The organism is Celeribacter baekdonensis (assembly GCF_003047105.1).
Taxonomy (GTDB): domain Bacteria; phylum Pseudomonadota; class Alphaproteobacteria; order Rhodobacterales; family Rhodobacteraceae; genus Celeribacter; species Celeribacter baekdonensis_B.
In genome coordinates this window covers 2,721,815-2,737,042 of sequence record NZ_CP028475.1, presented here as the reverse complement: position 1 = coordinate 2,737,042, position 15,228 = coordinate 2,721,815, and the positions used below count along the sequence as shown (strand labels likewise).

The following is a 15,228-nucleotide window of genomic DNA, read 5'->3' as shown; positions in this document are numbered from 1 at the left end:
TTGTTTTGGAACCAGAGCGTCAAGGGCCGCGCGCATCGCCAGAGACATTTGTCGCGGCGATGCAGCGGATTGGGCTCAGTTTTTGTCAAAATGTGCCATCACGCACCCGCGCAGTTAAGCTTCTAGGGCGCGGCGCAGCATTTCGACGTCATCGGCGATTTGGCTGTCTGTGCCTTTGAGTTCCTCAATCCGACGCACCCCATGCATGACCGTGGTGTGATCCCGCCCGCCAAAACGACGACCTATTTCCGGCAAGGACCGCGAGGTCAGTTGTTTCGCCAGATACATCGCGACCTGACGCGGGCGAGCAATGGAGCGCACTCGTTTGGGACCGATCATGTCAGACAGGCGAATGGCATAATGCTCTGACACTTTGCGCTGAATTTCCTCAACCGTGACTTTGCGATCCGATTGTTTGAGGATGTCGGCAAGGCATTCTTGGGTCAAATCAAGGGTGATCTCGCGGCCCACCAAGGAAGCAAAGGCAAAGAGACGCATCAAAGCCCCCTCCAGCACGCGCACGTTGGTTGAAATGCGATGCGCCAAAAATTCCAACACGCCATCAGAGAACTGAAGCCCCGGATATTGGGCGCGGTAGGCTTCGGCTTTGGTTTGAAGAATACCGAGACGCAGTTCGTAATCGGTCGGGTGCAGATCGACCACAAGGCCACATTGCAAACGCGATTTGATCCGATCTTCGAGGTTCTTAATCTCACCCGGCGCGCGGTCAGCGGAGATGATGATCTGCTTGCCCTGATCGACCAACGCGTTGAAGGTGTGAAAGAATTCTTCTTGGGTGCTGTCTTTTCCGGCAATGAATTGCACGTCATCGACCATCAACACGTCGACCGAACGAAAGATTTGTTTGAAGTCGATCATCTGACGATCACGCAGGGCCTGAACGAAGCGGTACATGAACTGTTCGGCGGAGAGATAGAGAACGCGCAGCTCCGGGTTGCGCATGCGGGTCTCATGCGCGATGGCGTGCATCAAGTGGGTCTTGCCGAGGCCAACACCGCCGTAAAGGAACAATGGGTTAAAGGTCACAGGGCCACCTTCGGCGACACGCTTTGCGGCGGCATGAGCCAATTCGTTCGGCTTGCCCACAACGAAATTGTCAAATGTGAACCGCGCATCAAGCGGCGCGCCGGGCAATTCGGCGGGTTCAACCGGGGCCACGGCAGGCGCGGCGGCAGCGGGTTTTGCCTCTGATGTCTGAGGTTGCGGCTGATGCGCCACAACCTTAAATTCAACACGGGACGCCGGGGCATTTGCGGCCTTGAGATGTGTCAGGATGGTATCGGCGAAATTGCGGGACACCCAGTTGGCCATAAAGCTGGTCGGCACGGAAAAAACCGCAACACCGTTGTCCACTTTTGTCAGTTCCAGCGGCTCAATCCAGTTCGCAAAGTTATTGCGCCCAACGGCTTCGAGCAATTGTTGCTTAACACGTCCCCACGTATCATTTTTCATTTTTTATTTTCGACCCATTATCATTGTTCATTCAATGTCGGGTTTTCCGACATCGGGTTCAGGCAGCAGACTGCCTGAATTGTGGCTCTTGCGCCTCGGGTCGTCTCGATATCCATGGGACCAGCAAATAAATGCCGTTCATACGACTCCCTCACAAAGTCGCATGCTACCGGCGCCGGTGCCCAAGTGTATCGCGCTTAACCTGTACAAACCCTTTAGCAAAACAGGGACCTCACACCCTGTTTCAACAGAATTTGCACACGACAAGCGCGGGTTGTGTGGACATACCAGAGCCGAACAATACGCCGAAGCGTGATCGGTCTAGATAGCTATACGCTTGGGTACCCCTACCCAAACGAACGGCCTCAATGGCGTGCAGACGGATCACATGAATCCCGAACGAGCATAGTCTACCTGTTCGTTTGTCTCGCACGATCCCTGAATGTCCCCCAAGACGACGTGAATCGCAGGGGCAAGCTAGCAACCTGTGGAGCCTCCGCGCAATCGAACTTCGCGCTTGACTCTGTCTTTCCCAAGACCGAATCCGAAAAGGCCTTTTGTGTCCGCTGTCTGCGTGATGAAATTGTCTCAGGTCGGTTGATTTGAGGGGCTCGTACAGTTTGCCTCGTTGCGTCGGATGAGTGAGATTTGGCAGACGCTGCACCTGCAAAAGATTCGCTGCACATGGCACACATAGACGAAGCAACCCTCCACCCCGCACATTCACAGTGTGGCGCTCAGACCTCGGCCATAAGCGACGACCCTTCGTCGTCGGACTGCTCCTGTAACCAGGCCCGGAAGGATGCGAGCGGCAAAAAGCTTTCTTTTTCCTCAGGCCACACCATCCAATATGCTCCGCGCATCTGAACTGCGGGGGTGTGCAGTATCTGTAGCCGCCCCTCTGCGATCTCGGTTTGCGCGATATAGTCAGGCAGCAATGCAATACCAATTCCAGAAATCGCGGCCTGAATCATCATTGAGAATTGATCCATGAGCATGCCGCCGCCCACTTTGGCATCCACACCATGTGCCGCGAACCAATCCGGCCAAGCATTTGGCCGCGACTCAAGATACAAGAGGGGCTGATTGGCCAAATCCGCAGGGCTGGACAATGTATTTTGAGCTATGAACTCTCGCGATGCACAAGCCGTAACCTTTTCATCAAACAGCTTTAGGTGCCGCACAGCCGGCCAATCCGCGTCGCCAAAATAGATTGCGGCATCGAAGGCCTCGTTCTCAAAATCAAAACGCCGTATGCGCGTGGCAAGATTCACCGCCACACCTGGGTGTTGTTTCAAAAAATAGCTCAACCTGGGACCAAGCCAACGCGTTGCAAATGTTGGCAGCACGGCGAGAGAAATTGTGCCTCCTTCTGGGTTGGTTACGACCGTGGTGCTGGCTCTTTGGATCATATCCAGCGCTTTGGAAATATCTTGCTGATACGTCAAAGCTGCCGAATTGGGGATCAGCCGTTTCTTGTGTCGTGTGAACAATTCTTTTCCAAGCTGCTGTTCAAGCGTCATGATCAGACGGCTCACCGTACTTTGCGTGAGGTTCAACTCATCGGCGGCACCTGTGACGGAACGGTGCCGCACCACAGCATCCAAAGCCTGTAGCAATTTGATTGATGGTAAAAATCGTCTCGGCCGCATGATCATTCATCCTTTGAATGTTTTGATGCGATAATAATGATTTTTTACCAATATTCCTACTGATAACAGCGATATAAAGAATGAAATCACAGTCTCGCACTGTTTGGAGGAAACTGCATGTCATCTACATTCCACAAGGGTATCTCATTTGATTGGACAGATCCGTTCTTGTTGAATGATCAGATCACCAGTGAAGAGAAAATGATCTCTGAGGCCGCTGCGGCCTTTGCCCAAGACCGCCTGATGCCACGCGTTGAAAAGGCGTATCTGGACGAAATCACTGATCCCGAGATTTTTGCCGAAATGGGTGAACAGGGTCTTTTGGGTGTGACGGTCCCTGAGCAATACGGCGGCGTTGGTGCATCTTACGTGTCTTATGGGCTTGTTGCCCGTGAGGTTGAGCGCGTTGACAGTGGCTATCGGTCGATGATGTCGGTTCAATCTTCCCTCGTGATGTTCCCGATTTATGCCTACGGGTCCGAAGAGCAAAAACTCAAATATCTACCCAAACTGGCAAGCGGTGAATCCATTGGCTGTTTTGGCCTGACCGAACCTGACGCCGGGTCTGATCCGGGCGGCATGAAAACCCGCGCCATCAAAACCGAAGGCGGATACCGCCTGATCGGTTCGAAAATGTGGATTTCCAACAGTCCGATTGCCGATGTCTTTGTGGTTTGGGCAAAATCCGAAGCCCACGGAGGCAAGGTCCGTGGCTTTATCTTAGAAAAAGGCATGAAGGGTCTTTCGGCCCCCAAAATTGGCGGCAAACTGTCGCTTCGCGCATCTATCACCGGTGAAATCGTGATGGATAATGTTGACGTCGGCGATGAGGCGCTATTGCCGAATATCGAAGGTATGGGCGGGCCATTTGGTTGTTTGAACCGCGCACGCTACGGCATTTCTTGGGGTGTCTTGGGGGCGGCAGAAGACTGTTTCTTCCGCGCGCATCAGTACGGTCAAGATCGGATTCAATTCAATCGACCACTGGCAGCAACGCAGCTTTATCAAAAAAAGCTGGCTGACATGCAGACTGAAATTTCCCTCGGGCTACAAGCCTCTTTGCGCGTTGGTCGCCTTATGGATGAGGGTCGTTTTGCGCCCGAGATGATTTCAATCATCAAACGCAACAACTGTGGCAAAGCCTTGGATATTGCTCGCAATGCGCGTGACATGCACGGTGGCAACGGCATTTCGATCGAATACCACGTCATGCGCCATGCGCAAAACTTGGAGACTGTGAATACTTACGAAGGCACACATGATGTGCATGCTCTGATCCTGGGCCGCGCCATCACTGGCCTATCGGCTTTTGCATAAAGGGCAGAGGTGATGAGCAACGAGGCACCTTTAAAGGGTCTTAAAGTCATTGAGCTTGCACGCATTCTGGCCGGTCCTTGGATCGGTCAGACGCTTGCCGATCTTGGGGCGGATGTCACAAAGATCGAAGCTCCTGAGGGCGATGACACGCGTCGCTGGGGGCCGCCTTTTATCACCCGCACATTGGAAAACGGTGACACAGAAACCGTTGCGGCCTATTTTCACTCGGCCAATCGCGGAAAAACGTCCGTCATCTGTGATTTTTCAGATCCGACCCAGCTCGGCACTCTGCGCGACATGATTGCACGGGCAGATGTCGTCATCGAAAATTTCAAAGTGGGCGGTCTCAAAAAATACGGACTCGATTACGAAACCCTCTCTGCCATCAATCCGAAATTGGTCTACGCATCCATTACTGGATTTGGACAGAATGGCCCGCGCGCCAAACAGCCTGGGTATGACTTTTTGATCCAAGGCATGTGTGGAATCATGGATCTGACAGGTGACCCGGAGGGTGAACCGCAAAAAGTTGGCGTTGCCTGGATTGATGTTTTCACTGGCCTTTACGGTGTGATTGGCATCCAAGCGGCCCTTGCGGAGCGGTCCCGTTCGGGACTGGGGCAACATGTTGATTTGTCTCTACTCGATTGTGGTGTCGGCGTCTTAGCCAACCAAGCGACCAATTTCTTGCTGGGCGGAGAAACCCCCACACGTTTGGGCAATGCGCATCCCAATATCGTCCCATACCAAGTCTTCCCTGCACAAGACGGCCATTTAATCATCGCCTGCGGCAATGACCGACAGTTTGTAGCGCTTTGCAAAAGCTTAGGATTGGCAGACCTCGCAATAGACGCCCGATTTTCCACCAACCCAGACCGGGTCGCAAATCGAAGCGCGCTGATTGAGATCCTCACTGAGAAAACATCTGCGCTGCCGAAATCGGAGTTGATTGCCACCTTAGAAACATCCGGCGTGCCCGTTGGCCCGATCAACTCCGTCCGCGAAGCACTCGAGGAGCCGCAAGTTATGTCCCGTAAGATGCAAATTGCACCTGAAGGGATTGCTGGATTGCGTACACCGATCGTTTTTTCGCGCAGCAAACTTCAGCTCGACCACGCCGCGCCAACTTTGGGCCAAAACAAGCCGTCCCACACACCCCCTGCGAGCGTTTCTCTTAAAACCGCTCTCGATTGAAAATGCCGCCAAACCCAAGACGAAGCAAAAGCCCATGTTTGAAAGGGTTCCGTTATTAGGGTGTGGACTCAATTCAGCCAACATCTGATTGCAAAGATATGGACCATCGACAGGAAGTTGCGTTTCAACTTTTCGTATCTCGTTGTTAGCCTTCGCATGTCTTTCATGCGGCAGAAGAACCGCTCTACAAGGTTTCGCTGGGCGTAGATGTCGGGGTCATGTGGGATGTGGATGCGGGCGTTTGACTTGGATGGGATCACTGCCAATGCGCCTTCGTCAGCGATGGTTTGGCGGATGGCTTTTGAGCCATAGGCTTTGTCTGCGACGATAGCTGTCGGCTGTTTTTGCCAGCCGACAAATGAACCAAATACCTTGCTATCATGCCTTTGTGCGCCTGTAATCGCGAACCGTAGAGGCAGGCCGCGATGGTCTACGGCGACGTGAACCTTGCTGCCGCGACCGCCGCGTGAGCGTCCAATACCTTGCGCCAACTCCCCCCTTTTGAGCCTGCTGCCGCCCGGTGTGCCTTGACGATTGAACTATCAATGAAGATCAGCGCGTCCTCACATTCCGTCGCCAGCACATCAAATATCCCTTGCCAAATCCCGCGCTCACCCCAGCGGACATAGCGGTTGTAAACAGTCGTGCGCGGGCCATACCGGTCCGGCAGATCGCGCCACGGCGCCCCCGTGCGCAGAACATAGAAAATGCCATTCAAGACTGTTCTGTCATCCTTGCGCTGCGGACCGCGCCCTTGTTTGGGTAAATGAGGCCGGATTGCAGCCCATTCTTCGTCGCTCAGATCAAATCTCGCCATCATGCACCTGTTTTCCGCAGATGAATCATGAAGAGCCCATTTCAGCAAGACAAGGAATTGGGTTCACACCCTAGTTTCACACCCAATAAACTTGGGATGCGAACGACGCGCTCACATTCATCGCACAAGGAATTCTGCGTGCAGGGCTCCTGCAGCCTTGATGCTTTTAAGAATGTCGATCATATCCCGCGGAGACACTCCCAAAGCATTGAGGCCTGCGATCACTTCTGACAAAGACGTGCCCTCGTCGATCTCCGCAAGGCCAATGCCCGGCTCCTCCTGAAGTGTTGCACGTGTGCGGGGCACGACAACAGTGTCACCTTCAGAGAAGGGATTAGGCTGAATGACAAGGGGCTCCTCTTCGATCCGAAGCGTCAGATTGCCTTGGCTCACAGCCACACGAGAGATGCGCACATCCTCTCCCATCACAATGGTGCCAGAACGTTGATCCACCACCACGCGCGCCTTGCGCTCTGGTTGAACCGAGATGTTTTCCACCCGGCCCAAGGCATGCGCGGGAGAAAGTTCACGGGTCGCCTTGATGTCCAAAAGCACAGTGCCCGCATCCAGCATACGCGACACCACACGACCAAAATCTTTGTTGATCGCATTTTCGATGCGTTCGGCGGTGGTGAAGTCGGGATCACGCAGAGCCAGCCGGATGGACTTCATTTGGGTAAAATCAAAATCAATTTCGCGCTCAACCCGCGCGCCGGCAGGGATACTGCCGGAGGTGGGAACACCCTGTGTCACCGAGGCGCCATCGCCCTGTGCGGATGCTCCGCCCGCAATCACTGTCCCTTGTGCAACTGCATAAATCTGTCCATCCGGCGCATTGAGCGGCGTCATGATCAGCGTGCCACCCAAAAGGCTTTTGGCATCGCCAATCGCTGACACGGTCACATCAATCTGACCACCCGCCCGCGAAAAGGGCGGAAGTGTTGCGGTCACAAAGACGGCCGCGACGTTTTTGGGTCTGAATTGTTCGCCCGTGATGTTTACCCCCAGGCGTTCCAGAATGTTCGACATGATTTCTTCGGTAAACGGCGCGTTTCGAATGCCGTCACCTGTGCCATTGAGGCCAACAACAAGACCGTACCCAACGAGATCGTTGCCACGCACGCCGTCAAATTCGACGAGATCTTTTATTCGGATCGGATTCGCCTGCGCCGTTGTGACAAGAAGAACGGAAAAAACGGCCGCGAGGAGGGCTTTGAGCATTAGATATAGTCCGACAAGCTGAGGCGCGACATATGCGCGGTGAGGGTGTAGACCAATTCGAGTTGTGTCTCGGTCTGCGTCAAAAGCGATGCGGCTTTGTAAGGGTCCGATGAAATGATCTCGGATTTTGCAGTTTCAAACGCATAGGTCATGCTGGAATTGGACAGGTTTGCGTCCTCTATACGGGCCTCGACAGTTCCCACGCGGGCCTGAAGGTCGGCCATACCGGCCTGGGATCCCATGAGGGTTTCACCGGCAGAGCGCATCAAACTTGCCTGTTGGCTCACATCTGAAGCAAATACACCGTCGTCCACCAAAGACGCCAAAGCCAGCCCTTTAAGGGTTTGACGAATTGCATCATCTTTCGCGGTGATGCCCAGTCGAACGGATTCATTTTCTCCAAGCGAGAATGGAGAAAGCACATTGTCGGAGCCCTGGTAGGCAAGCGTTTCATAGCCGCCCCCGCCGACATGAACCAGTCATCCACAATGGTTTCGACATCCGCCGCAGTTGTCGCGCCTGCCACCGCAGTTTGGAGTTCTGTTAACATGTCTTCCGCAGGGATCAGTGCCGTCTTACTCGTGGCTGTCCCCGAGAACAAAGACCGATCCCCAATACGTGTGTTGAGCCCTGAGATTACCGCGTCAAACCGCGTCCGTGCATCCTGCGCTGCAACCGAAATGCTGGTTGCGTCCCCGTTGGTCGAAGAGGTTAAAAGTGTGGAGGACAAGTCCGCGACATGAGATGAAATCGCTCCGAAGGTCGTTTGCATACTCGTGGCAAAGAGGTTCGCCTCTTGGATTGCAACATCGTAGGATTCAAGCGTGCGCAAGGAGCGTTCGATTGAGGCAAGCGGCGTAAAATCTCCCGACACGGCGGCGGCGAGGTCCTGTTTCTGACCGCTTGAGACCTCGTAGCTGTATTTGTCGAGGTCTTGTTTTACTTGGGTGATCAAGCGCATGTTGCGCAAGGATGCGCCCATATCGCCGTAGGAAATTGCTGTCATCTTAAATCCCCATCAGCTGATCCATAAGGGCTTGGATCGTTTGAATAACTTTTGCGTTTGCCCCGTAGGCTTGTTCAATCACGAGCAGTTTTTGCATCTCACTGTCTGTATCCACACCATTCTCCAATTCGATCGAATGAAGGGACTCTTGTCGCGCTGTTGCGAACGTCAGGTCCGCCTCAGCTTTGAGCTGATTGGTTTTCCCGAGTGAGTAAATGTCCGATGCAAAACCCAGAGCGGACCGTTCGATTGAGGTCAAGCTGCCCGAGGACGCTATGCGGGTCTCCTGCAGGGCATCGGCCAGAGAGTTTAGGATGGTGGCATCGCCTTGATCCCCTTCAGAGATGGCACCAAGACCATCTCTGATTTTCCAAAGATCGCCGCCTTGATCGGGATCTACGAGGGCATTGACCGAAATCCGGCCGGACAGACCCTCTTCGGTGAGGGGATCAAGGGCACTTCCTCCATCCGTGAAAAGTCCAGCAGCCCCTATGCCAAGCGTGGGGTCCGCATTTGTGGTTTCAAAACGCTCGATCAGATCGCGAGCAAGGGCATCCAATTGAACCTGTGCATCCGGCGCGAGCGTGTCACGCACTTCAAAGAGGCCCGCCAGTTTTCCTCCGGCAATCGCCCCTTTTTCCGCGTCCGTCGAAACCAATTGACCGTTGATGGTCAGGCCCGACAAGGCACCGTTTTCGACGGTCATATCGGGCGAAATGGTCGGAGTGGCTGTGAACTCGATCGTCGCGGCTTTGGAATCGACCAAAACAGCGCCACCCGAGGTGTAGAGCGAGATCATGCCATTGTTTTTTTGGATTTCCTTGACCGGAATGATTTCAGAAATTTGGTCAACAAGGGATTGCCGTTGATCCATCAATGCATTTGGGTCGTAGCCTTGGGAAACCTGCTTTTGAATCGCAACATTCAGATCAACCACTTGCTGAAGAGAAGATTGCAGAAAATCGACGGCTTTGCCGATTTGCTTATCCGCATCCATACGGATGTCTTTGATGCTATCGGCTGCCGTTTTGATTTGGCTCGTCAATTCCGTCGCCGCATCAAAGACGGTGGTCAATCGCGCCTCTGAATCTGGACGGCTCGCCGCCTCAATCAACGCGGTTTCCAATCCGGTGATGCGGCCAGCAACCGAGTTCGCTTCGTCTGGTTGTCCCATGGCCGTGGTGAATGTGTCATAGAACTCTGCTCGCACATCTTCGAGGGCGACATCACCATCTGCGATGCGCCGCTCGCCCGTGGTGACGGGGTCATAAAATCGCGACACACCGTCCACCGCCACGCCGGAGCCGGTTTTGCCAACTTGGTGCGATGACAGTTCAATGTCGCGCCGACCATAGCCCTCGGTCATGGCATTTGCGACGTTGGACGACACAACATCAGCCGCACGTGAGACAGCGTTCAGGCCCGTCAAGGCATTCGCCATAGCGTTAGAGATACTCATCGCTTATCCTCCTTTGCCCCGGACCCGCTCACTGTTACCGTTTGATGTTGGTGGTCTCCTGAAGCATTTCATCAACCGTTTGGATGACCTTCGCATTCGACGAATAGGCCCTTTGTGTCTGAATCAGATCGGTCAATTCCGCTGCGACATCCGTGGTAGAGCCCTCGCGCGCAAAGCCCTCGATCGTACCCGTCGGACCATCTCCCGCGTCCCAAAGGAAGAAGGAACCCGAGTCAGGTGAAACCTGATAGGTCTGGTTGCCCAACGAGGTCAGACCGTTGGCATTTGGCACGTCCACCAAGGGAATTTGGTAGATCGTCCGGGTGAATCCGGTGTCATAGGTGGCGGTGACATATCCGTTATCGGCAATTTCTACCGAGGTGAGGTTACCAACGGGCGAACCGTCTTTGGTGATCGACGTCGGAGCGAACGTGTCAGACAGCTGGGTCAACCCATTCGTATCGCCCGGTTTGCCGATGGTCATTTCAATCGGGCCGCCATCAACGGTCAACGCCAAGGTTCCATCGGTTGCGTTATAGGTCGCTGTTGCCGGGTTATTGGCGGTTGGCGTGACCGTCGAAAGCGTACCGCCAGACCCGCGAGAATCATCAAAAACGATGGTGTATTCGCCAATGATCGCTCCGGCGGAGGCCGAATCTGTGATCGACATCACCCATGTGTTGGGGGCGACGGTATCCGGCGTAAACGTCACATTGAGCGACTCAGACGTCCCAAGGTTGCCAAAATACTCTACAGAAAGCGGAAGAACATCCGTGGCATCCTCGGCCGGAAGGTTCACGCCCAAATTGATTTTCGTCGTCGGGTCACCCGCAGTTTGGTTCGAATTGATCACGACAGGTTCAAGCCCTGTCATTGTGTCCCGCGCGTATGTGGCGATTGTTCCGTCCGCTTCGGCAGGCCAACCCAGAAGAACAAGGCCAGAGTCGGTTTTCAAAATCCCATCGGCATCGGTATAAAATGACCCGGTGGTTGTCATCATCAGGGGTTGATCCCCCATCGACCCGTCAATCGAAACCTCGGTGGTCACGGGGATAAACCCATTTCCCGAAATTGCGATATCGGTGGCGTTTGAGGTTGAGACCAACGAGCCTTGTTCGCCGATCAGACGGTTTGTGGAGGCTCGCACACCCCCGGCGGAATAGGTGCCGGAGTTGTTGCTGTTGGTGATCACGAAAGACTGAAAATCAGCCTCGGCTCGCTTGTAGCCATAGGTGCCAGAGTTCGCGATGTTATCTGAAATGGTCGCAAGGCGGGTGGCATTGGCCGCAAGGCCCGCCACGCCAGCATTGAGCGAGGAGGAAATAGACATATAGGTAGCGCCTTTCTGCTGCTAAAACCCGAAGGTCGAGTCACAGAATGCACACCTAGGCTTAACGCCCCCCTAACGCGTAAAATCCAATCTATTTCTTTTTCGCATTATTGCGCAAAAGGATGATCTCCACACGGTTGTTGCGCGCCGACATAGGGTTCCCAACGGCAGGTTTGCGGTCCGCATAACCCGTCACACGCTGAATGCGGTTGGTCGGCGTTCCATTTCCCTCAAGCAGGAGGCGCACCTGATCGGCACGTTTGGTCGAGAGATCCCAAACCGGATTATCAGCCACAACCAAAGGTTGCGATTGAACATAGCCCGTGACCGCGATGTCATTGCGGACAATTTTGAACACATCAGTCAGCATGTCGACCAGAAGCGTCATGATCTCTTCCGGCTCAGACGAGCGCGCTTTGAACAGCGGTTCGTCATCCAGATCATGCAGCTCAATGATCAACCCCTCATCCGTCACGCGCGTCACAATATGGCGCATCGCCTCATCGGCGGCCATGCTTTCACCACTGAAGGCTGTAAGCAGTTCCTGCACTTCAGCAAAAGCTTTGGCCTCCATGGCTTCTGCATTTGCGTCCTCGGTGGAGGTGGATGATTTGGAAGAGCCGTCTTTACCCGCGGCATGCGAACTTGAGGCGCCTGTGCCGTTTTGCGACAGCGTTTCTTCGGTAAACACCGAATCTCCGCCAAAAGCCCCATCCCCACCGCCGGAAATACGGTTTACAGGAATGGTCGGATTGAAATAATCCGCAAGCCCTTTGCGTTGCTTTTCCGTCGTCGCATTCAACAGCCACATCAAAAGAAAAAATGCCATCATCGCGGTCACGAAGTCAGCATAAGCCACCTTCCAAGCGCCACCATGATGACCGCCACCGGCGATAACTTTCTTTCTTTTGATGATAATTGGCGCATTGCCTTTAGCGCTCATCACACCACCTCATTCTTCACCCAAAAACAGGTGTAGCAAAGAGGAATGAAAGGCAGCTTAACTCCTACAATTGTATGAATTTTGACACCGTAAATGGCAAGAGCCGCGCCTCTTATTGGCGCGCCCCCGTAATCAAAGACTTAGACATTGAATCCCATTAATCGTCAGGAAAAATCCCCGCAGACGTTGGTGCGCCATCATCAAATTGGGCGAGGTAGTTGACGATGATCTCCTGATTGACCGCAAAGCCTTTGTATTCGGCCAAGGTCGGATCAATATCGCGCAAAACGCGATGAAGGCGACGCCCCCATTTCGGTTGCGTGCAAATGTCTTCGAGACAGGCAAGGTAACAGCGGATCGGAAAGGCGATCGCATTCGAGCGCGGCAGACGCCAAAAGCTCTGTAATTCGATCCGAAGATGCTGCTTTCGACCCACATTTTCTGGCGTGATGGTGCGCTTTTCCGGGCCCCATTTGTGGTAATTCTCCGGGCTGGTATCGAGCCTGGGATTGACCGTCATCGTCCAATTGAGACGACGATAACTTTGCCCCTGTTGCATCGCCAAAAGAAATTTCAGCGCCTTATCAAACACACCCATCTGCTTGGCCTTGGGCACTGGCGCGTGCCATTCGAAAAAATTCATGCCAATGTCGAAATCAAGAGACCAATCCGCCTGAGATGTAACCATTCCGGCATCCATCCACAGGTTGCCATCGCGTTCGTGCAAAAGGGCAAAGTCGCCTTGGGTCTGACGGGTGATATACTCCATCGGACCACAAGGAAGGGTCGTCGGGTCAAGAAACGTAAACCTTTGCTCGATGCCCAAAGGACGGTTGATCCAATGCCAACGGTTGCCATCGCGGTGCAGCGTAAAGAGGTCGGGGTAATCCTCGGCCTTGGACACCATGATGATCTCCAAAAGATCCCATCCAGCCAACTCCATATGCGGTAAGGACTGACAACGTAAAGGATCGTCATCCAGCGTGATCGCCCGATCTTTCATCTCAGAGACATAGTGCTCGTCAACATCGAAACGGAATTCAAACGGCGAACCTTTGGGGCCGCCCGGATGAGCCTCGATGTTGACCGAGTACATGTATTCATCGCGATCAAACGGAAAGGGCAAACGTTTGATCGCGTGTTCCGTGTTGAAATAGCTGTAATCACCACGGAAGGTTTCGTCATTGAATTGAAGGGTCATACTCTCTCTCCATCAAAGGTCGAGGACCAGCGCATCGCCGGTAAAGCGCGACATGCAGGGCATGATTTTTTTCTGTTCGGCGCGTTCATCGCGCGACAGCCAATGGTCATTGTGTTCGATCTGACCATCACAAGACGTCACCTTGGTTTCACAGCGACCACAGGCACCACCACGACAACTCCAATCAATCTCGACCTTGGCGGCCTCAAGGGCTTCAAGCAGGCTTTGGCTGGCGCTGACCGCAATCGTGCGGCCGGACTTGGCGAGGGTAACGGTAAAGGGCTTGCCCGGCGGCGGCGAAGCGAAGGCTTCAAAATGCAGTGCGCCTTTGGGCCACCCATGGCGCGCAGCTGCGTCCATCACCGAGGAGATTAGCCCCTCAGGACCGCAGACATAAACATGGGTGCCAATCGGCTGACCGGTCAGAATATCCCCCAGATCCATGCGATTGCCCTCCTCCGAGATATGCGCATGAATGCGCGCGGATTTTGGCAGAAGTTTCAGCCCGGCAGCCTCGTCGCGCGACCGTGCAGCATAGTGAAGCTCAAAGGGCTGTTGCAACAAATCAAGTTGATGCAGATGCGACAGGAACGGCGTGATGCCGATACCGCCCGCGATCAACACATGTTTGCGGGCGCGCGGATCGAGAGCAAACAGGTTGGTCGGCACAGAAATCCGCATCTGAGTGCCCGGCATAACCTCTGTGTGCATATAGCGCGAGCCACCACGACCAGCCTCTTCGCGACGCACGGCGATCTCATAGCCGGACGCATCATTGGGATCAGAAATCAGAGAATAGGCATTGCGCCGAAGCATCTCGCCATCGGGCATTTCGACGACCACATGCGCGCCGCCGGAAAAGATCGGCAAGGGGGATTTTTCAGGGTGTTCAAAGCGGAATCGGGTCACAAGCGGAGTGAGAGGCTCGACCTCGGTGACCTCAAGCATCATCTGTTTGCTCATACTGTGATCTCCTGTGTTTCAGGAATAACGCCGGGGGTTTCTGCGTCGACACAAACGGCCTGAAACACGCCAAGGCGGCGGGAAAAATGGTCCCGTACAAACAGGGTCAGCCCGCAATGAGAGCAGGTAAACGGATCGGTGATGACGTCTTGGGTCACACCTTTGCAATGGACGCATTGCATTGGTCGCCCGATGGAGCCGCGATGTTCCATCTGGATCGCATCCAGCGGCAGCCCGAGCGACAGAGCCAGCGCCGACACGCGCCCCATCATCCCCTCAGACCCCGCAAGGTAAAGCTGTGTGCCCATATGGGCGGACCCTAAGAGCCGGTTGATCAGGGTCATGGCTGCGTCCAAAGACGCCTCTTCATGATAGCCCTTTGCACCGAGTTCAGCCAGTTTAGAGCCGAATTTAGCACCTTTAGGGATGTAAATAAGATGCGCTTGATCCAGCACAGCGGCGTCCCGATCCGCGAGATCCATGATCGCTTCGGCGCCCTCGGCATCGGCAATCATGATCGACGGAGCAGCCCCCTGTGGCACAAGGCCCGCGTAGGTGGGGCGGCTTTCAATCGAGGGTGAAAATGAAGTGTTCGGCATTGTTTTTGGTCCTGTTGTCGTGTCAGGGCGGGCGCTTTACCGCGCCCTGCCCC

General features: G+C 54.2%; 13 protein-coding genes and 1 pseudogene. 2 read left to right on the top strand and 12 right to left on the bottom strand.

The genetic code is table 11. From position 1 onward, the window contains the following. Positions 1-114: 114 nt before the first annotated feature. Positions 115-1,473, bottom strand: coding sequence for a chromosomal replication initiator protein DnaA (gene dnaA, locus DA792_RS17070; protein WP_107721404.1), 1,359 nt, complete (start codon positions 1,471-1,473; stop codon positions 115-117). A gap of 737 nt (positions 1,474-2,210) precedes the next feature. Beyond that, positions 2,211-3,131 carry a LysR family transcriptional regulator gene (locus DA792_RS17065; protein WP_368074481.1) on the bottom strand — a complete coding sequence of 307 codons (921 nt, stop codon included), beginning with the start codon at positions 3,129-3,131 and terminating at the stop codon, positions 2,211-2,213. A gap of 111 nt (positions 3,132-3,242) precedes the next feature. Here DA792_RS17065 and DA792_RS17060 point away from each other — a divergent pair, with 111 nt between their 5' ends. Both DA792_RS17060 and DA792_RS17055 read left to right on the top strand, forming a co-directional pair. Next, positions 3,243-4,442 carry an acyl-CoA dehydrogenase gene (locus tag DA792_RS17060; RefSeq protein WP_107721402.1) on the top strand — a complete coding sequence of 400 codons (1,200 nt, stop codon included), beginning with the start codon at positions 3,243-3,245 and terminating at the stop codon, positions 4,440-4,442. Positions 4,443-4,454: 12 nt separating this feature from the next. Then, on the top strand, positions 4,455-5,636 hold the full coding sequence (locus DA792_RS17055; protein WP_107721400.1) for a CaiB/BaiF CoA transferase family protein: 1,182 nt from the start codon (positions 4,455-4,457) through the stop codon (positions 5,634-5,636). Positions 5,637-5,704: 68 nt separating this feature from the next. Here the strand turns inward: DA792_RS17055 and DA792_RS22885 are convergent. The 10 genes and pseudogenes from DA792_RS22885 to DA792_RS17000 all read right to left on the bottom strand — a co-directional run. Beyond that, a pseudogene (locus DA792_RS22885) lies at positions 5,705-6,426 on the bottom strand (IS5 family transposase); the annotation flags it as partial. Between the two features lie 144 nt (positions 6,427-6,570). Beyond that, the gene (locus DA792_RS17040) at positions 6,571-7,674 is read right to left on the bottom strand and encodes a flagellar basal body P-ring protein FlgI (RefSeq protein ID WP_107721398.1); all 1,104 of its coding nucleotides are present in this window, start codon (positions 7,672-7,674) and stop codon (positions 6,571-6,573) included. Further along, positions 7,674-7,916 (bottom strand): flagellin, encoded by a 243-nt coding sequence (locus tag DA792_RS17035; RefSeq protein ID WP_159075305.1) that lies wholly within the window; start codon positions 7,914-7,916, stop codon positions 7,674-7,676. Before DA792_RS17035 ends, DA792_RS17040 begins: the two co-directional genes overlap by 1 nt. 41 nt (positions 7,917-7,957) lie before the next feature. Further along, on the bottom strand, positions 7,958-8,680 hold the full coding sequence (locus DA792_RS17030; RefSeq protein WP_107721394.1) for a flagellin: 723 nt from the start codon (positions 8,678-8,680) through the stop codon (positions 7,958-7,960). A 1-nt stretch (position 8,681) separates the two neighbouring features. After that, the gene (flgK, locus tag DA792_RS17025) at positions 8,682-10,139 is read right to left on the bottom strand and encodes a flagellar hook-associated protein FlgK (protein WP_107721392.1); all 1,458 of its coding nucleotides are present in this window, start codon (positions 10,137-10,139) and stop codon (positions 8,682-8,684) included. A gap of 34 nt (positions 10,140-10,173) precedes the next feature. Further along, positions 10,174-11,469: a flagellar hook protein FlgE gene (locus DA792_RS17020; protein WP_107721389.1), complete on the bottom strand. Its 1,296-nt coding sequence runs from the start codon at positions 11,467-11,469 to the stop codon at positions 10,174-10,176. A 91-nt stretch (positions 11,470-11,560) separates the two neighbouring features. Beyond that, entirely contained in the window at positions 11,561-12,412 is an 852-nt protein-coding gene (locus DA792_RS17015) for a flagellar motor protein MotB (RefSeq protein ID WP_107721387.1), read from the bottom strand. Between the two features lie 157 nt (positions 12,413-12,569). Beyond that, positions 12,570-13,613, bottom strand: coding sequence for a heme-dependent oxidative N-demethylase family protein (locus DA792_RS17010; protein ID WP_107721385.1), 1,044 nt, complete (start codon positions 13,611-13,613; stop codon positions 12,570-12,572). 12 nt (positions 13,614-13,625) lie between these two features. Beyond that, a complete protein-coding gene (locus DA792_RS17005; protein ID WP_107721383.1) occupies positions 13,626-14,576 on the bottom strand; it encodes a PDR/VanB family oxidoreductase in 951 nt (316 codons plus the stop codon). After that, the gene (locus DA792_RS17000) at positions 14,573-15,175 is read right to left on the bottom strand and encodes a dimethylamine monooxygenase subunit DmmA family protein (RefSeq protein ID WP_107721381.1); all 603 of its coding nucleotides are present in this window, start codon (positions 15,173-15,175) and stop codon (positions 14,573-14,575) included. The genes DA792_RS17005 and DA792_RS17000 overlap by 4 nt, the downstream gene beginning before the upstream one ends. Between the last annotated feature and the right edge of the window lie 53 nt (positions 15,176-15,228).